A 16,756-nucleotide genomic window follows, 5' to 3' on the forward strand; every position below is an offset into this window, starting at 1 on the left:
TTCCGAAACCGACCAAGTGCGCGAGAACGTAAGAAGAGGTACACACGTGGACAAGACGCTCTCGATGAAAGAGGCCATCGGTCGATACGTCGGCGACGGAATGACTGTTGCGTTGGAGGGCTTTTCGCATCTCATTCCATTTGCCGCGGCACACGAGATCATCCGGCAGGGCAGGAAGGACCTCACGCTGTGCCGGATGACGCCGGACATCGTTTCCGACCAACTCGTCGCCGCCGGCTGCGTCCGAAAGCTGGTCGCTTCGTTCTTCGCCAGCGGCTCCGCAGGTTCTCTGTACGAGTTACGCAGACGCATCGAGAACCAGGACCCGCTCCCCCTCGAAGTCGAGGAATACAGCCATTACGGCATGGTGTGCCGGTATCAGGCGGGAGCCGCCAGGCTTCCCTTCTTCCCGCTACGGTCGTACGCCGGTAGTGATCTACCCGCACTCAACCCACAACTGAGACTCGTCGAGGACCCGTACGGCGGCGGGAGCGTCTACGTTGTGCCGCCATTGAATCCGGATGTCACGATCATCGGCGCACAGCGAGCGGACACGTCCGGGAACGCGCAGATCTGGGGCATCGCCGGGGTGCAGCAAGAGGCCGTGTACGCCGCGAAGAAGGCAATCGTCGTTGTCGAAGAACTGGTCGACGACGAGGTCATCAGGTCAGACCCGAGCCGAACTCTGATTCCCTCGCATGCAGTCGACGCGGTTGTCGTCTGCCCGCGCGGCGCACACCCGTCGTACGCGCAGGGATACTACGACCGCGATTGCGGCTTCTACCGACGCTGGACTGAAATCTCCAAAGACCCTTCACGGCTGAGAAATTGGCTCGACGAATGGGTGTACGCACTCGACAGTCACGGCGAGTATCTCGCCAAACTCGGAGCCGACTACTGGTCGGATCTCGAGGTCGGACCAAAACTCTCCACACCAGTCGACTACGGGAGCAGACTATGACCACCACGATCGACACCGGTAGCACCACCTCCACCGAAACGATCGTCGCCGTCGCGGCACGCGAATTGGCGGGTAAGCGCCGGGTCTTCGCCGGAGTTGGACTACCCACGCTCGCAGTCGATCTCGCGCGGCACACGTCGAATCCGGACGTCGAGCTGATCTACGAATCCGGAGTGTGCGGTGCACATCCGTCGGCAATGGCCGAGGGTATCGCGGACTCCGTGGTTGTCTCCGGTGCCGAATCCGTGCTGAGCATGGCCGCGCTCTTCGGTTACGTCCTGCAAGGTGGCAACGTCGACGTCGGATTTCTCGGGGCCGCCCAAATCGATCGAACGGGCAGTCTGAACACAAGTTTCATCGGTGACTGGAAGAACCCGACGGTCAGACTGCCCGGAGCGGGCGGGGCCGTCGAGATCATCGCGAACGCCGCCGAGATCTTCGTCGTGATGCGTCGCCACGACCTCAGTTCCTTTCCGGCCGAGCTCGACTTCTGCACCTCACCCAGCCCCGCCCGCGCCCACGCCAGCGGTAAGGGCATCATGCCGGCAGGTGCAGGAGTGACAAAGGTATTCACCAACCTCGGCGTCCTGACACACCAGGGCCCCGGCGGCGAATTGGAGTTGACCAGCGTCCACGAGGGAATCTCCGTCGATCAAGTCCGAGAGTCGACGGGATGGGACCTCGCCGTCGCCGAGCACGTCACCATCACCACCCCACCATCGAGCACGGAGATCGATCTGCTCCGCAACACTATCGACAAGGTCAGGCTGTACCTGCGGTAACACTCTTCCGGAGCCTGCCGACGGCATCGACCAGCACGGCTTCGGGATACGTCGCGAAACACAATCGAGCGCTTCGACCGAGGTCAGCTTCGACCGCGAAGGCCGAACCTGGGACAAATGCCACGCCATGCTCGAGCGCGGCACCCAGGAGTTCGGTGGTGTCGACGTCGTCGACGAAATCCATCCAACAGAACATCCCGCCGCGGACCTCGGAAAAGCGTGCACGCCCACTCAATTCCGTCTCGGCGGCCGTGACCAACGCCTTCGCTCTGGCGCCGTAACCCTCCCGGAGCTTGTCGAGGTGCGTTTCGAACCATTCGACGTCGGAGAAGAGGTCTGCGGCGATCTGCTGGGTGAGCGAAGACCCGCACAGGTCAGCGCCTTGCTTGATCAGTTCGACCGCCTCGCAGACCTTTCGGTCGCCGTGCAGCCAGCCGACGCGTAGCGCCGGTGCCAACACTTTGGAAGCACTGGACAGCCGAATCACCCTGTCCGACAACGCCGCCAGCGGTGCGGGCGGTTTCTCGCCGAAGTACAGTTCGCCGTACGGGTCGTCCTCGAGAACCCAGAACCCGTATCGGTCCGCCAGCGCCGCCAAGTGCGCTCGCCGCTGCGCCGAAAGCACCGCGCCCCGCGGGTTGTGGAAATTGCTCACGGTGTGCACAACTTTGGGCCGAAGACCGGCGGCGAGTTTCGTCTCGAGCGCGTCGGTGTCCATTCCGTCCTCGTCCAGCTGGACGGGAACGAGACGAGCCTGCGCCGTCCGAAAGACCTGCAGCGCACCGGTATATGCCGGTTCCTCCACGACCACAACGTCACCGGCGTCGAGGAGGACCTGCGCGAGCAGGCTCAAACCTTGCTGAGAACCGTGTGTGATCACAACTTCGGACACGTCGAGTGCCCGCCCGATCTTGGAGGATTCGCGCTCGGCAATCACCTCACGGAGGCGCCGCAGGCCTGACGTCTCGCCGTATTGAACGGACGAGGGGTCACCGAGTGCGTCGTGGGCTGCCTTCGAGATTCGTTCCCGCGGAATGAAATCAGGATCGGGTAGTCCGCCGGCCAAGCTGATGACGTCGGGTCGGGCAGTCAAGGTGAGCAGATCGCGAATTGCAGAACTACGGAGTCCGTCCATACGAGCGGACAGCGCGGCGTGTGTCATGTGAAGCTCCCAGGCACGCAGAATGAAGGTCAGAGGAAAACACCCTGAGCCGTCCTGGGTCAACGGGGCGGGAGAGCGCCGAGATACCGACCCTTGATTCGGTCGGTATCTCGACTATCTCACCAATACTTCAGTATGTGAAACAGACTTCTCACATTGTAAGAAGACTCTGGTCCGTTCTCAGTCCAGGTCGTCGTGACGCATGAGCTGACGAGCTGCCTCGGTGATCGATCCGGTCAGCGACGGGTACACCGAGAACGTCTGAGCCAGGTCGTTGACCGTCAGGTTGTTCTGCACGGCGATCGCAATCGGCAGGATGAGTTCCGAAGCGGTGGGTGCGACCACAACACCGCCGATGACCACGCCGGTAGCCGGGCGGCAGAAGATTTTCACGAAGCCGCGGCGCAAACCGGACATCTTGGCTCGCGGGTTGGTGTTGAGCGGCAACATGACGGTGCGAGCAGGCACCTCTCCGTTGTCGATCGCGGCCTGCGAAACACCCACCGTTGCAATTTCGGGGCGCGTGAAGACGGCCGATGCGACGGTCTTCAACTTGATCGGGCTGACGCCTTCACCGAGTGCGTGGTACATCGCGATACGTCCCTGCATCGCAGCCACCGACGCGAGCGGGAGCAGTCCGGTGCAGTCACCGGCGGCGTAGATACCGGAAACCGTGGTGCGCGAGACCCGGTCGACACGCAGGTATCCACCCTTGTCCAACTCGATGCCGACCCGCTCCAGGCCGAGACCGTTGGTGTTGGGGACGGAACCGACGGTCATCAGAGCGTGGCTTCCTTCGACCGTGCGGCCGTCGGAGAGCTTGACGATGATGCCCTTCTCGGTGCGCTCGACGGCGTCTGCGCGGGCGTGCTTGACGAGGGTGACACCGCGCTCGGCGAGGGCGTCCTCGAGCACGAGCGCCGCATCGGCATCCTCGCCGGGCAGAACACGGTCACGACTGGACACGAGTGTGACCTTGACGCCCATCTCGGTGTATGCGGAGACGAACTCGGCACCGGTGACACCGGAACCGACCACGACCAGGTGCTCGGGCAGCTCGTCCAAGTCGTAGAGCTGACGCCACGTCATGATTCGCTCACCGTCGGGCTCGGCTCCCGGGATGATGCGGGGGCTGGCGCCGGTGGCGATCAACACGACGTCTGCGTCGATGGTCTTCTGCTCGCCGCTTCCGAGCGTCGCGCGAACCTGGTGTGCTGCCATACCGAGGAGCGGATCGGTCAGTTCGGCGGTGCCGGAGAGAACCTCGACGCCGACCGTCTGCAACCGTGCGCGAATGTCCGAGGACTGGGACAACGCGAGACTCTTGACTCGGGAGTGGATCTTCGGCAGTGACACCGAAGCCTGCTCCGGATCCAGAGTGATGCCGAGGTCGGATGCACGACGCATGTCGGTGCGGATTCCGGTGGACGCGATGAACGTCTTCGACGGGACACAGTCGAACAGCACACACGCGCCGCCGACGCCGTCCGAATCGACCAGGGTGACCGTGGCCCCGTGCTGCGCGGCTACCAGTGCCGCCTCGTAGCCGGCGGGTCCGCCACCGATGATCACGATCCGGGTCATGTGTCCTCCAAGTCCTCGCGTGGCCGGCAGGGGTCTCCCGTCGACCAGTGTCACGCTATTCGAGCACCACGTGTCGCGCAGTGCTTGTACCAGATTACTTGCGTCCGGTGGTCCGCTTCGCCACACCCTCGGACCACGGTTTAGGCTTGCGCCCGTGTCGATTTATGCCGCCTACGGTTCCAACATGCATCCCGAGCAGATGTTGTTGCGCTGCCCACACTCGCCCATGTCCGGGACAGGGTGGCTGCGAGGCTGGCGCCTGACCTTCAGCGGCGAGGACCTCGGCTGGGAGGGGGCTCTCGCCACCGTGGTCGAAGACCCCGATTCCAGTGTTTTCGTGGTCCTCTACGACGTCCCGGAAGAGGACGAAGTGAGTCTGGACCGCTGGGAAGGTGCCGAACTCGGTCTGCACCGCAAGATCCGCGTGCGGGTCGACACCGCAGGCGATGCGGTGCTCGCTTGGCTCTACGTCATGGATGCGTACGAAGGCGGACTGCCGTCGGCCCGCTACATCGGCGTGATGGCCGACGCCGCCGAGATTGCCGGAGCGCCGGCCGAGTACGTGCGAGAGTTGCGGACGAGAAACAGCCGCAACGTGGGTCCGGGTAACGGTGTTACCGATTAGATAGCTGTCCTGCTCAAAGCAGCAGGAAATACGCGAGCAGTGCAAGTGCTGCGAGTACCACCACAATCGTCAGGCCGATGAGCACACGCTTGGAACCGCGTGACTCCGATTCGCCTGCGGCAACTGCAGTTTCCGGCTCGACTGTTGCCACCCCGGTTGCAGTTTCAGCCGCCACCTTCTCACGTCCGAGAGTGTCGAACACCTCCGTCACGTCGTGTGAAGGCGGCAAACCGATCGGAACGATCGTGTGCGACGTCGAGGTGAAACCGGCAGCCAGAATTGCGGCTCCCAGCGCGGCCGACTGCTCCGGTCCGGGCCCGAGTTCACATCTGACACCGAGCTTTTCGGCGATTCCGGCCGCTATGGACATCATGGCTGCTTTGTCTGTCGCCGGTTCTCCGTCACCGGTGACGACTACGGCGTCCAGGTTCTCCGGCATCCAACCGAACGCACCTAGTGCCGTCGCGAGGCGTGAACTCGGTGAACTCCCGTCGCCGGCGAAGCCGAATGCGCGGCCGGCGGCGACGCCCGAACGCACCAGCGTGACCGCTGCCCCGGTGTCGTCGACGTGATAGATGCCGATGAGCGTGCCGGCGAGTGCCGCGATTTCCGACTCGAACCACGCCGAGACCGCCTCTGCGTCCGAGACGAGAGTGACCCGCTCGAGGCCCGCATAGACCAGTGAATCCTGCATGAGGGCCGCTGTGGACGAGTCCCAGCGCGACGGGTAGGTCGCGACGATGTCGGGCGCTCCCCCACTTCGACCACCACGATCGGGCAGCGGCTCGCATTCCTGCAATAGGCAGCGAATCGACGTCGCCACCAAATCCTCGGCGCGGTAACGGGTATCGGCCGTTCCGGAGACGCCACTCGGGTCCCCCACACGGCCGACAAAACCTGACCATGATTCCGAGAATTCACGGCCGGCACCCAATTGCTCGGTACCGCCGAGCACGGTCGTTCCGTCCTTGCGTTGATTGAGAATCGTGTCCCTGACCAACACCACCGGATCGGCCGAACCCGGATCGTTGGACGCAACTACAGCCGTCGACACCAATGTGCCGATTCGCACTCCCACACCTATGGACATGCCCGTACCTTCACTCGAACGACACGAAAAACGGTACCCCCGACGGGAACCGGAACTATCCCAGAACCAGGCTCGTCAGAACCTTCACACCGACGCCGAGTGCACGCTCGTCGAGATCGAAAGTGGGTTGGTGGATGTCGAGCTGATCGCCTTCACCCGACCACACGCCGAGCCGCGCCATGGCACCCGGCACGGTTTCGAGGTACCACGAAAAGTCTTCGCCACCACCGGATTGCGGGGTGTCCGCCAAAGCATCTTGTCCGACGGTCGCGATGGCGTCCTCGAACATCCGAGTGGACACCTCGTCGTTGACGACCGGCGGCACTCCGCGACGATAGTTGAGTTGGTAGCGAACTCCGGTGGGCGCGAGCAGTCCGTGGACGATTTCTTCCACGAGCGGTTCGAGCAACTCCCACGTGTCGTGATCGCCGGTACGTACCGTGCCCGTCATCATGCCGGTCTGCGGAATCGCGTTGGGCGCCTGACCTGCACTGACCGCACCCCACACCATCACGGTGCCGGTACGCGGATCGATACGACGGCTGAGCATTCCCGGCAGCCCGGTCACGACTGTGCCGAGTGCGTAGATGAGGTCCGTGGTCAGGTGCGGCCTCGACGTGTGCCCACCCGGAGAGTCGAGAACGACCTCGATCGTGTCTGCAGCAGAGGTGATCGCGCCCAGACGCATTCCGACCTGGCCCGCCTCGAGTCGCGGATCGCAGTGCAGAGCAAAGATTCTGGACACGCCGTCGAGCGCGCCGGCAGCGATGACGTCGAGTGCACCACCAGGCATGACTTCCTCGGCGGGCTGGAAGATCAGCCGAACCCCGACGGGAAGTTCGGGCAGCGTGGCCAGAGCCAATCCGGCGCCGAGCAGGATGGTGGTGTGGGCGTCGTGCCCGCATGCATGAGACACACCGGGGACCGTGGACGAGTACGTCGCCCCGGTCGCCTCCTGCATCGGCAAAGCGTCCATGTCGGCGCGAAGTGCGATTCGCGGCCCCTCAGGTCCGATGTCGCACGTGAGTCCGGTGCCACCGGGAAGGATCTTCGGCGACAGCCCAGCGGCGGTGAGGCGGGTCGCGACGAATTCGGTGGTCGCGTATTCGCGGCGAGCCAACTCCGGGTTGGCATGGATGTGTCGACGCCACGCGACGAGGTCGTCGGTGTGCGCGTGAATCCACGTGTCGATTGCCGCGTTCACCGGCGATCTACCCCTTCCAACAGACGGGTGCGTTGTTCTGGATCGGACGCTACCCGGACAGCAGTGCGGGCCAACGCAATTGCACCGTCGACTACCGCTCGATCTGCGGAGGTGGTGATACACGCGGCCGCGAACTCCGGCTGATGTGTCACTGCCCCCGATGAATCCAAGCCTATGACCGGGTGAATTCCCGGAATCACATTGGTCACATTACCCATATCCGTACTACCCAGTGGACGGGAGCGCTCCCATTCCGCTGCCAGTGGCACCCGCCCGAGGTCGACGATCTGTTCACGATACGCCGCCGCCAGCCACGGATCGGGGGTCAACTCGGTGTAAGTGGGCGATACCGTGCGGATTTCGTGGGTGCATCCGGTGCCGAGTGCGCCCGAGGCGAAGCAGGCGTCGGCACGCTCGGACAGATTGGCCAACGATGCGGCCGTCTCGGCACGCAGGTAGTACAGCAGTTCTGACCGAGCCGGAACGATGTTGGGAGCCGTGCCGCCATCACTGACGATTCCGTGAATCTGTTGCCCTGGCTGGAGGTGCTGGCGCAAAAGTCCGACCGCCACTTGCGCGAGCGTCGCTGCATCAGCGGCATTACGACCGAATTCCGGCGCAGCAGAGGCGTGCGCTTCGCGACCGTGATAGCTGACGGCGATGTCCGCCAGGGCCAGCGAGGTGGCACCGATGATGTCGATCGGTCCTGGATGAACCATCATGGCCGCGCCGACGCCGTCGAATGCACCACGCTCGAGCATCAGAACTTTGCCGCCACCGGTTTCCTCCGCGGGAGTACCGATCACTCGGACGGTGATCCCCAGTTCGTCGGCCACGGTAGCCAACGCGATGCCGGCCCCGACCGCGGCGGCGGCAATGATGTTGTGCCCACAGGCATGACCGATCTCGGGCAGCGCGTCGTACTCAGCGCAGATCGCGATGACCAACTCTCCACTGCCGTAGGTGGCATCGAAGGCCGTCGGCAGATCGACGATCCCGTGAGTGACCGCGAAACCGTGCTGCGCCAGCAGGTCCGACACTTTGGCAGCGCTGCGGAACTCCTCGAAGGCAAGTTCCGGATCGCTGTGAATCGAATGCGACAGCGCAATCAGATCGGCCTCTACGGACCTGACTGCGCTGTCGACATTCTGGTTCACGCGATCATTGTCTCACCCGAAGGAGAAGTTGCTCTTGTCAGTCACCTGAGCGAGGTCCGCAAGCGCATCGCGGTGGATGCCTGCCTTGATTCCCGCCAAGTTCTTGCCGTGAGTCGACGTCAGTGCCGATGCCTTGGCCACTGCTGCGGCGAGTACTCCGTCGCCGTCGACCGTTTCCTGCACGATGCCGGCAGCAAGTGCGTCGGCGCCGCCGAATCGACGCCCCGTCGTCATCGCGTCGACTGCCGTCTGCTTGGGCAGACGACTGTTCAACAGTGCTGACATGCCGACAGTGAACGGCATGTTCAGTCCGACCTCGGGGAGGCAGTAGAAGCCGCGGTCCGCGCGCATGATCTGGAAATCGTGTGAGGACGCGAGCATGGCGCCGGCGCCGAACGCGTGCCCCTGCACGGCCGCGACCGTGGCCATCGGGAAGGTCAACAAACGGCTGTAGATGGTGTGGACCTTGTCCAGGTAGCCGGGCAGACCGTCGAGATTGCCGAAGATCCACGTCGTGTCCAGGCCGTTCGTGTAGAACTTGCCCGTCGCGGTGGTCACCAGGGCTGCGGGCCCCTCGTGCGCTTCGACCTCGTCCAACTTGCTGTGAACAGCGTCGATCCACTCAGGGCCGAAGCGGTTCTCGTTGTCCGTTTCGCCCTCGTTGCCGAGGTACAGGATGAATACGTCGCCGTCGCGTTCGAGATAAGGCATGGATGGGAGAGTAACGCCCGCCAACTCACCCGGCGAACCGACCCGACTCCTCAGTAGGGTTGCTCACATGGGAACGATCGCCGAGGCCGCCGCCGCTGCTCTGTCCGCCATGACTGGCTCTTCGTCACCGTCAGTCGCCATCGTGCTCGGGTCGGGGTGGACCGATGCCGCAGACGTGTTCGGCGACGCCGGTGCGGACGTGACAGCCGAAGTCTCGATGGCGGATCTTCCTGGCTTCGCCCCACCGTCCGCGCTCGGTCACGCGGGCACCATTCGTTCGGTGCGCGTCGGAAACACCGAAGTTCTGCTGCTGCTCGGGCGCGCGCACGCATACGAGGGCCACGATCTCGGTACCGTCGTCCACCCGGTCCGGACAGCCATTGCTGCCGGCGCCGACACGGTCATCCTCACCAATGCGGCCGGCGGTATTCGCGAAAACTACACAGTCGGTCAACCGGTGCTGATCAGTGACCACCTGAACCTGACGGCCCGCTCTCCCCTCGTCGGCGCAGAGTTCGTCGACCTGGTCGACGCCTACTCGCCGGAACTGCGTGCGCTGGCTCGCTCGATCGACCCGGACCTTGCCGAGGGTGTTTACGCCGGGCTTCCCGGTCCTCACTACGAGACTCCGGCCGAGATTCGAATGCTTCGTACACTCGGCGCCGATCTGGTCGGCATGTCGACGGTTCACGAGACCATCGCGGCTCGCGCGCTCGGCGCCCGCGTTCTCGGCATCTCCATGGTCACCAATCTGGCCGCCGGAATCACGGGCGCCCCGCTCGACCATCAGGAAGTGCTGGCGGCAGGCAAAGCATCGGCGGCCCGGATGGGAGTGCTGCTGCGTCAACTGGTCGAGCAGCTGTGACACCACTGAACGTCGCCGAGTGGATCGACGCCGATCCGGACCCAGTTACCCGCGCAGAATTAGCAGCCCTTTCCGAACATGAACTGGCCGAACGCTTTTCCGCACCACTGACGTTCGGCACTGCTGGGCTTCGCGGGCCGGTGCGCGGCGGACCCAACGGCATGAACCTCGCGGTCGTCATCCGGACCACGGCCGGTCTGGCGGCCTGGCTGACAGCTCGCTGCCAGGGCGGGTCCCGGGTTGTGGTCGGCCGCGACGCCCGGCTCGGTTCAGAGGCATTTGCTCTCGCCGCCGCCGAGGTCATGGCAGCGGCCGGGTTCGAGGTGACCCTGCTCCCCCGCCCACTGCCGACACCGCTGGTGGCGTTCGCGGTGCGCAGGCTCGGGGCAGCGGCAGGTATCCAGATCACCGCCTCCCACAATCCTGCCGCCGACAACGGTTACAAGGTGTATCTCTCGGGCGGAGCGCAACTCGTCTCCCCCGCCGATCGTGAAATCGAGAGCGAGATCGCCCGCATCGGTGGTGCCGCCGACGTCGCCCGGGCATCGGTGATTCCGGCCGACGATTCTCTGGTCGAGGAGTACATCGCCCGCATCGCGACCCTCCCGCACGGCGACGCCCGCTCGATCCGGATTGCGTTCACGGCAATGCACGGCGTCGGCGGGGAGACTGCGACAGCGGCTCTGCGAGCAGCAGGGTTCGACGATCTGCACGTCGTGGCGGAGCAGTTCGATCCCGACCCCACGTTTCCGACCGTCGAGTTCCCCAATCCCGAAGAGCCCGGTGCCGCAGACCGCCTGCTCGCCCTTGCCCGAAGTATCGACGCGGATCTGGCGATCGCACTCGACCCGGATGCCGACCGCTGCGCCGTCGGAGTTCGCGACGGTGATCAGTGGCGCATGTTGCGCGGCGACGAAACCGGGGTGCTCCTGGCCGACCACGTACTGCACACGGCGCCCGAAGATTCGTTGGTGGCGACGACGATCGTCTCCTCGACTCTGCTCTCGAAGTTGGCGAAAGCTCGCGGAGCCAGGTTTGCGCAGACACTCACCGGATTCAAGTGGCTCACGCGCGCCGGCGACGGACTCGTCTACGCCTACGAGGAAGCGATCGGGCACTGCGTCGATCCGGATGTGGTGCGGGACAAGGACGGAATCTCAGCTGCCGTCCTTGTGGCCGACTTGGCTGCCACCCTCGCGGGCAGCAACAGAACCCTGTTGGACGTTCTAGCCGACTATGCCGTCGAATTCGGACTGCATCGTGGGGACCAAGTATCCCGCCGCGTCGAGGATTTGAATGACATCGCGGAGATGATGAAACGACTACGCGCCGATCCTCCTGGCCAACTCGCGGGTGAGCCGGTCACGACCGAGGATTTGTCCCTGGTTCGCGGCGGTATGCGCACCGACGCAGTGATATTCGACGGGCCGTCGATCCGCGTGGTTGTTCGGCCGTCCGGAACCGAGCCCAAGCTCAAGTGCTATCTCGAAGTTGTCGTCCCGGTGGCGAACCGCGACGACCTCGCGAAGGCACTAGAGCAGGCGAAGGCCCGGCTGGCCGAACTCCGAACCTTCGCCCTTTCGCTCTAGCGGGGCCCGAACTGCCGATCGCCGGCGTCACCGAGACCGGGGACGATGAAAGCGTTCTCGTCGAGTCCGTCATCAATGCTCGCGATGACCAGACGAACCGGGTGGCCGGACGCTGCCAGCGCGTCGACGCCGGCCGGAGCGGCCACGACGCACACTGCCGTGACATCCGTCGCGCCACGCGCAACCAGCAAGTCGATGGTGTGCACCATCGAGCCACCGGTGGCGAGCATCGGATCGAGCACGAACACCGGGATACCGGACAGATCCGCAGGCAGGGATTCGAGGTACGGAACCGGCTGATGAGTCTCTTCGTCACGTGCCATTCCGACAAAGCCGACGCCGGCCGACGGAATCAGCGCACTCGCCTGTTCGACCATGCCCAGACCGGCCCGCAGCACGGGTACCAACAACGGCGGCTTCGCGAGCCGGATGCCCGTCGTCGCTGCTACCGGGGTGTCGACCGGAAACTCCTCGACCTCCGCGTCACGCATGGCCTCGTAGACCAGCATGTGCGTGAGCCTGCGAAGTGCGGAACGAAAAGTTGCGTTCTCACTGCGTGCATCACGCATTGTCGTCAAGAGGGCCGCCGCGAGCGGATGGTCGACTACGTGCGTTTGCATGACCATCAGAATAGTTCCTCGGGAACCGGAGCACCCCGCGCGGCGTCCAAGAAGGAGTAAGCGCAACGGGGGGAAGACAAGTTGACAAATCTGGATCTGGACACTGAAAGCATCGCGGAGTTCGCCACGCGGTTGGGCACTGTTGCCGACAACGTCGCGCAAGCGCGACAGGACGCGGCGGGTGGCGATCACTTGGCTCTGTCCACTGTGCTGGGGCTGATCGGCGGCGACTTCGTCGATGTCGCGAGCCGAGCACAGCAAGCGCACATCGACGACATCGATCGACTGTCCGCTGTGATCTCCAGCGTCCAGTCAGCCACCCGCGACGCTCACGCCGTCTATCTCGACTCCGAGGAATCGGTACGAACGACTCTCGCTGAAGCCGCACGCTCATGATCGACGTCGACGCACTCGCACGACCGATCATCGATCTGGTCGACATTGTCGGGACTGGCGTCCCCAGCGCAAGTGGACCCGACGTCGGCATCCGAATCGCTACGGACGCCCTCGAGATCGCATACCAATTGGGAAGCGCTGCTCTGAGCGAACTGGCGTCCTCTCAGAGCTCGTCCACGGCACTCACCGCTGCGGTGACCAAAACCGAGCAGACGCAGACGTCGACGCGAAACCTCGCCGATCGTGGGACCGACATCGCCGGCGTCGTGGACGAAGCAACAACGTCCGTGTACGCGGGAATGACCGAACTCGGTGAGATTCTCCAGTCCTTTCTGACACTCGCGATCAAGGCCGGGCCGACGCTGATGACACCGACGGGCCAATTGATGTTGTTGTCGGCCGCGTTGGAGCACCTCGGACGCGCGGTATCGGTTATCGAGCGGGTACGCGGTGAGCTGGCGGGGTCGACCGACAAGATGTCCGCACTCGTCCCGTCCGTCCCGATACCCGATCCCGCACCTGGAGTCTCCGGTTCGGCGGGTGGTTCTGGTTCCGTCGGTGGTTCTGGTTCCGTCGGTGGAGTAGAGGTCGAACTTCCCGACGGCTCGATTGCCACCGCACCGAACGCCGAGGCCGCTGCTGCCGTACGCAACGCGCTTACTCAACAGGGTGTCCCGTACGCCTGGGGAGGCACGACACCCGGAGTCGGTCTGGACTGCAGTGGTCTGACGCAATGGGCGTACGGCCAGGCCGGAGTCGATATTCCGAGGTTGGCTCAGGAACAGGGAATCGGGAACCAGGTCGATCAGAACAATCTGATGCCGGGCGACCTCGCGGTCTGGGACGGCCACGTCGCGATGGTGATTGGCGGCGGCCAGATGATCGAAGCCGGCGACCCAGTCGAAATCAGCGCCATCCGAACCACGAACAGCGGCATGGGCTTTCACGGTTTCTACCGTCCGACGGAATGACAGGAAACATGAACGAGAACATGCGGGAATCACCGCCGATCATCACAGCCGTCTCCGTCAACCGCGCTGGAACCATCGCGGTCCGCGCCACGGAACACGCCATTCCCGTGGACCTGCGGATCAGCCAGGAGGAACTGCGGTACGGCGGGGAACGGTTGGCGCAACAGATACTCACACTGTGCTCGAAAGCAGCAATCGAGGCCGGCGCCCGCCATCGTGTGGAGCTCGAAGAGACCGGAGTCCCGGCAGCGATCCTCGATCGGCTCGGTCTCGCGACCCGAGACGAACTGGCCGATGTCGATGCCGCCGAGGGCCAGATCCTTCCGTCGAGCTGGATGCGTTCGATATGAGCGAGATTGATCGAATCATGGAGCTGGCGAAACACCGGACCGGACTCTTGCAGGACGCCGTCGACGGGGTCGGCGCTCTGCGGGCGGTCGTCTCGAGCGAGGGTGGGATAGTCACGGCGACTGTCGACGGGCTGGGTGCTCTGGTCGACCTACGGATTACCGACGCAATCACCACGATGAATTCTCGCACTGTGGCCGCATTGACTGTCGCAACAATTCACCAGGCAGTTCGACAGTCCAACGACGAACGAGAGCGACTGGTCAGTGAGCTCCGAGTGGCACTGAAACAAACGTGACGAACCCCCGCTATGCCTTTCGCTCTGCGGTGGATAGGCTTCCGCCCATGGCTGGAGACATCGTCCCTATCGAAATCGGACTCACCGACGGAGACCTCGTCACTTTGTGGGCACCCCGCTGGCGCGAGGGCGACGACGAGTGGGAAGCGTTCCTCGGCCATGAGGAAGACCTGTACGGGTTCTCCTCCGTCGCAGAACTCGCGGCCTTCATCCGAACGGACTCCGACAACGACCTGGTCGAGCATCCGGCGTGGGCCGTCGTCTCCGGACTGTCGGCAGCCGAGCTCGAACCGGAAGAGAATTTCACCTTCGACTTCGTCGGCGTGCCGGAACTGGCCGCAGGTGATCCTGAGGCACTGGCGGTCTCGGAACTCGAAGACACCTTGAACATGGCTCGCAACATCGGCGAGGTGTGCGAACTGGACGCGGTCATCCGCTTCTTCAGCGGCCATCCGGTTCTCGGCGCGCTTGCGACCGGCGCCGGCACCTTCGAAGGTCGCGAAGGCCTGGAGCTGTGGGACCAGGTCGGCGCTGCGATCGTCAAGGACTGGGACGCCGTTCTCGACGCCATCGACAAGGTGGTCACCTCCCCGAAGGTCGATGCAGCTGCCGTCGCGGTCGCCGAAGCTGAACTGCTCGCTGCCGCCGAGAACACCGTCGACGCCGACGATGTCGCTGAGGAGGGCGAGGACGAGGAATTCGACGAAGACGACCTCGACGAGGAGGAAGACGAAGTCGAGACCTTCTGGGGCGAGGTCGGTGTCGACCCGATCCGCATCATCACCTCAGCCGAGACGTTCTACACTCTGCGCTGCTACATGGGCGATCAGGCGATCTTCCTCGGCAAGGACGGACTGATCACCGTTTTCCGTAGCGAGCGCGCACTCGCTCGCTACCTCGCCGACAACCACGAACACGATCTCTCGCAGGTCAGCACGTACGGCGAAATTCAGAATGCTGCCGTCGACGGTTCACTCGAAATCGAGGTCACGGACGAGAACGTCTACGTTCTGCCCGGCATCGCCGACGACCTCGCCCAGGGCCCGGATGTCGTCGACGCCGAGCAACTGGAACTTGCCGTCGAATTGTTCACCGATGCAGCGGATTTCGCCGACGACGACTCCACCGAGGAGGCTCTGTCCGCGTCGAACGAGCTGGGTTGGTACGTCTCGTACCTCCTCAACCCCGATCCGTCGCGGATGGCTCCGAGTGCGCCGTTCACCAAGGAATCCGAGGCCTGGCGCGAACTCGAGCGTGAGTTCGAGGCCCGGCTGCGATCTGAGTAGTCGGGTGCACGTCAGCTAGCCGATGAGCACGGCGTAACCCGGCTTGATGACGTCGTCGATCAACGCGAGGCGCTCGTCGAACGGGATGAAGGCCGACTTCATCGCGTTGATGGTGAAGCGTTCCAGATCGGTCCAGCCGTAACCGAAGGTCTCGACCAACGCGGCCATTTCCCGGCTCATGCTGGTGTCGCTCATCAGCCTGTTGTCAGTGTTGACGGTCACGCGGAAGCGCAAGTCCGCCAACAGTCCGAACGGATGGTCCGACAGGGCCGCTACGGCTCCGGTCTGCACGTTCGAACTCGGGCACAGTTCCAGGGGAATGCGCATGTCACGGACGTAGTTCGCGAGTCGACCCAGCTCTGCCCCACCTTGGCCGGCTACGTCGATGTCGTCCACGATCCGCACGCCGTGGCCCAACCGATCCGCTCCGCAGAAGGCGATGGCTTCGTGGATCGACGGCAACCCGAACGCCTCACCCGCGTGAATCGTGAAGTGGGCGTTCGCATCACGCATGTATTCGAAGGCGTCGAGGTGCCGGCTCGGCGGGTTACCGGCCTCGGCACCGGCGATGTCGAAACCGACGACGCCGCGGTCCCGGAATCGCACAGCGAGTTCGGCGATCTCTCGTGACCGGGCGGCATGCCTCATCGCCGTGAGAAGACACCCGATTCGGATCTCCCGTCCCGCGACCCTGGCAGCGGATTCGCCGGCCCGGAAACCTTCGAGAACGTGCTCGACGACCTCGTCCAAACTCAGGCCTTGTTCCAGGTGCTGCTCGGGCGCAAAACGGATTTCGGCATAGACGACGTTGTCGTCGGCCAGATCCTCGGCGCACTCGCGCGCGACCCGCGCGAGCCCTTCGGGAGTCTGCATCACGGCGACTGTGTGCGCGAATGTTTCAAGGTAGAGCTCGAGCGATCCGCTGTCAGCGGCAGTTCGGAACCATTGCGCGAGTTCGGATGCCGTAGTCGCCGGCAGCTCGTCGTAGCCACACTGCTCGGCCAGTTCGAGGACAGTCTCGGGTCTGAGTCCTCCGTCGAGATGATCGTGGAGAAGAACTTTGGGTGCGCTGCGGATCGTGGTCAACTCCGGTGCGTTCATTCGCCA

Annotated in this window: 18 protein-coding genes; 10 read left to right on the forward strand and 8 right to left on the reverse strand. The window is 63.9% G+C overall.

Annotation, left to right across the window (positions count from 1 at the left end; genetic code table 11):
• Positions 1-46: 46 nt before the first annotated feature.
• Both EEB12_RS05220 and EEB12_RS05225 read left to right on the forward strand, forming a co-directional pair.
• Positions 47-961 carry a CoA transferase subunit A gene (locus tag EEB12_RS05220; RefSeq protein ID WP_020907046.1) on the forward strand — a complete coding sequence of 305 codons (915 nt, stop codon included), beginning with the start codon at positions 47-49 and terminating at the stop codon, positions 959-961.
• A complete protein-coding gene (locus EEB12_RS05225) occupies positions 958-1,743 on the forward strand; it encodes a CoA-transferase subunit beta (RefSeq protein WP_020907045.1) in 786 nt (261 codons plus the stop codon). The genes EEB12_RS05220 and EEB12_RS05225 overlap by 4 nt, the downstream gene beginning before the upstream one ends.
• On the opposite strand, the gene EEB12_RS05230 is transcribed toward EEB12_RS05225, so the two are convergent.
• Both EEB12_RS05230 and EEB12_RS05235 read right to left on the reverse strand, forming a co-directional pair.
• Positions 1,724-2,905, reverse strand: coding sequence for a PLP-dependent aminotransferase family protein (locus EEB12_RS05230; protein WP_060938877.1), 1,182 nt, complete (start codon positions 2,903-2,905; stop codon positions 1,724-1,726). The two genes, EEB12_RS05225 and EEB12_RS05230, sit on opposite strands and share 20 nt — an antisense overlap.
• 180 nt (positions 2,906-3,085) lie before the next feature.
• Entirely contained in the window at positions 3,086-4,489 is a 1,404-nt protein-coding gene (locus EEB12_RS05235; protein WP_020969166.1) for an NAD(P)H-quinone dehydrogenase, read from the reverse strand.
• 154 nt (positions 4,490-4,643) lie between these two features.
• Here EEB12_RS05235 and EEB12_RS05240 point away from each other — a divergent pair, with 154 nt between their 5' ends.
• Positions 4,644-5,114 carry a gamma-glutamylcyclotransferase gene (locus tag EEB12_RS05240; RefSeq protein WP_003940753.1) on the forward strand — a complete coding sequence of 157 codons (471 nt, stop codon included), beginning with the start codon at positions 4,644-4,646 and terminating at the stop codon, positions 5,112-5,114.
• 13 nt (positions 5,115-5,127) lie between these two features.
• On the opposite strand, the gene EEB12_RS05245 is transcribed toward EEB12_RS05240, so the two are convergent.
• Genes EEB12_RS05245 through EEB12_RS05260 form a run of 4 tightly spaced genes read right to left on the reverse strand, consistent with a single transcriptional unit; the run spans position 5,128 to position 9,276 of the window.
• The gene (locus tag EEB12_RS05245) at positions 5,128-6,204 is read right to left on the reverse strand and encodes a hypothetical protein (RefSeq protein ID WP_181447641.1); all 1,077 of its coding nucleotides are present in this window, start codon (positions 6,202-6,204) and stop codon (positions 5,128-5,130) included.
• Positions 6,205-6,259: 55 nt separating this feature from the next.
• The gene (locus EEB12_RS05250) at positions 6,260-7,408 is read right to left on the reverse strand and encodes a M20 family metallopeptidase (RefSeq protein WP_003940741.1); all 1,149 of its coding nucleotides are present in this window, start codon (positions 7,406-7,408) and stop codon (positions 6,260-6,262) included.
• Entirely contained in the window at positions 7,405-8,565 is a 1,161-nt protein-coding gene (locus EEB12_RS05255; RefSeq protein WP_020969164.1) for a M20 family metallopeptidase, read from the reverse strand. Before EEB12_RS05255 ends, EEB12_RS05250 begins: the two co-directional genes overlap by 4 nt.
• A 12-nt stretch (positions 8,566-8,577) precedes the next feature.
• A complete protein-coding gene (locus tag EEB12_RS05260; protein ID WP_003940710.1) occupies positions 8,578-9,276 on the reverse strand; it encodes an enoyl-CoA hydratase-related protein in 699 nt (232 codons plus the stop codon).
• A 67-nt stretch (positions 9,277-9,343) separates the two neighbouring features.
• On the opposite strand from EEB12_RS05260, the gene EEB12_RS05265 reads away from it, so the two are divergent.
• Both EEB12_RS05265 and EEB12_RS05270 read left to right on the forward strand, forming a co-directional pair.
• Positions 9,344-10,141 (forward strand): purine-nucleoside phosphorylase, encoded by a 798-nt coding sequence (locus EEB12_RS05265; RefSeq protein ID WP_020907041.1) that lies wholly within the window; start codon positions 9,344-9,346, stop codon positions 10,139-10,141.
• A complete protein-coding gene (locus EEB12_RS05270) occupies positions 10,138-11,730 on the forward strand; it encodes a phospho-sugar mutase (protein WP_141487476.1) in 1,593 nt (530 codons plus the stop codon). Before EEB12_RS05265 ends, EEB12_RS05270 begins: the two co-directional genes overlap by 4 nt.
• Here the strand turns inward: EEB12_RS05270 and upp are convergent.
• Entirely contained in the window at positions 11,727-12,350 is a 624-nt protein-coding gene (gene upp / locus EEB12_RS05275) for a uracil phosphoribosyltransferase (RefSeq protein ID WP_007727319.1), read from the reverse strand. The genes EEB12_RS05270 and upp overlap by 4 nt on opposite strands.
• A gap of 81 nt (positions 12,351-12,431) precedes the next feature.
• Here upp and EEB12_RS05280 point away from each other — a divergent pair, with 81 nt between their 5' ends.
• From EEB12_RS05280 to EEB12_RS05300, 5 genes are read left to right on the forward strand one after another with little or no spacing between them, the layout of a single operon-like run.
• On the forward strand, positions 12,432-12,746 hold the full coding sequence (locus EEB12_RS05280) for a type VII secretion target (protein WP_020969162.1): 315 nt from the start codon (positions 12,432-12,434) through the stop codon (positions 12,744-12,746).
• The gene (locus EEB12_RS05285; RefSeq protein ID WP_141487477.1) at positions 12,743-13,717 is read left to right on the forward strand and encodes a C40 family peptidase; all 975 of its coding nucleotides are present in this window, start codon (positions 12,743-12,745) and stop codon (positions 13,715-13,717) included. Before EEB12_RS05280 ends, EEB12_RS05285 begins: the two co-directional genes overlap by 4 nt.
• On the forward strand, positions 13,714-14,067 hold the full coding sequence (locus EEB12_RS05290; protein WP_021332524.1) for a hypothetical protein: 354 nt from the start codon (positions 13,714-13,716) through the stop codon (positions 14,065-14,067). The genes EEB12_RS05285 and EEB12_RS05290 overlap by 4 nt, the downstream gene beginning before the upstream one ends.
• Complete coding sequence (locus EEB12_RS05295) at positions 14,064-14,363, forward strand: YbaB/EbfC family nucleoid-associated protein (protein WP_021332523.1); 300 nt, start codon at positions 14,064-14,066, stop codon at positions 14,361-14,363. The genes EEB12_RS05290 and EEB12_RS05295 overlap by 4 nt, the downstream gene beginning before the upstream one ends.
• 47 nt (positions 14,364-14,410) lie before the next feature.
• Complete coding sequence (locus EEB12_RS05300; RefSeq protein ID WP_020969158.1) at positions 14,411-15,649, forward strand: hypothetical protein; 1,239 nt, start codon at positions 14,411-14,413, stop codon at positions 15,647-15,649.
• Positions 15,650-15,664: 15 nt separating this feature from the next.
• Here EEB12_RS05300 and EEB12_RS05305 read toward each other — a convergent pair whose 3' ends face one another.
• Positions 15,665-16,750, reverse strand: a complete 1,086-nt coding sequence (locus EEB12_RS05305) for an adenosine deaminase (protein ID WP_020907018.1) — start codon at positions 16,748-16,750, stop codon at positions 15,665-15,667.
• Positions 16,751-16,756: the final 6 nt, after the last annotated feature.

The organism is Rhodococcus sp. WS1 (assembly GCF_003797745.1).
Classification (GTDB): Bacteria; Actinomycetota; Actinomycetes; order Mycobacteriales; family Mycobacteriaceae; genus Rhodococcus_F; species Rhodococcus_F erythropolis.

Coding starts and splice junctions, on each gene's coding strand:
- EEB12_RS05285 (WP_141487477.1), top strand. CDS start 12,743: ATGATCGACGTCGACGCACTCGCACGACCGATCATCGATCTGGTCGAC.
- EEB12_RS05230 (WP_060938877.1), bottom strand. CDS start 2,905: ATGACACACGCCGCGCTGTCCGCTCGTATGGACGGACTCCGTAGTTCT.
- EEB12_RS05300 (WP_020969158.1), top strand. CDS start 14,411: ATGGCTGGAGACATCGTCCCTATCGAAATCGGACTCACCGACGGAGAC.
- EEB12_RS05260 (WP_003940710.1), bottom strand. CDS start 9,276: ATGCCTTATCTCGAACGCGACGGCGACGTATTCATCCTGTACCTCGGC.
- EEB12_RS05290 (WP_021332524.1), top strand. CDS start 13,714: ATGACAGGAAACATGAACGAGAACATGCGGGAATCACCGCCGATCATC.
- EEB12_RS05235 (WP_020969166.1), bottom strand. CDS start 4,489: ATGACCCGGATCGTGATCATCGGTGGCGGACCCGCCGGCTACGAGGCG.
- EEB12_RS05265 (WP_020907041.1), top strand. CDS start 9,344: ATGGGAACGATCGCCGAGGCCGCCGCCGCTGCTCTGTCCGCCATGACT.
- EEB12_RS05295 (WP_021332523.1), top strand. CDS start 14,064: ATGAGCGAGATTGATCGAATCATGGAGCTGGCGAAACACCGGACCGGA.
- EEB12_RS05245 (WP_181447641.1), bottom strand. CDS start 6,204: ATGTCCATAGGTGTGGGAGTGCGAATCGGCACATTGGTGTCGACGGCT.
- EEB12_RS05225 (WP_020907045.1), top strand. CDS start 958: ATGACCACCACGATCGACACCGGTAGCACCACCTCCACCGAAACGATC.
- EEB12_RS05305 (WP_020907018.1), bottom strand. CDS start 16,750: ATGAACGCACCGGAGTTGACCACGATCCGCAGCGCACCCAAAGTTCTT.
- upp (WP_007727319.1), bottom strand. CDS start 12,350: ATGCAAACGCACGTAGTCGACCATCCGCTCGCGGCGGCCCTCTTGACG.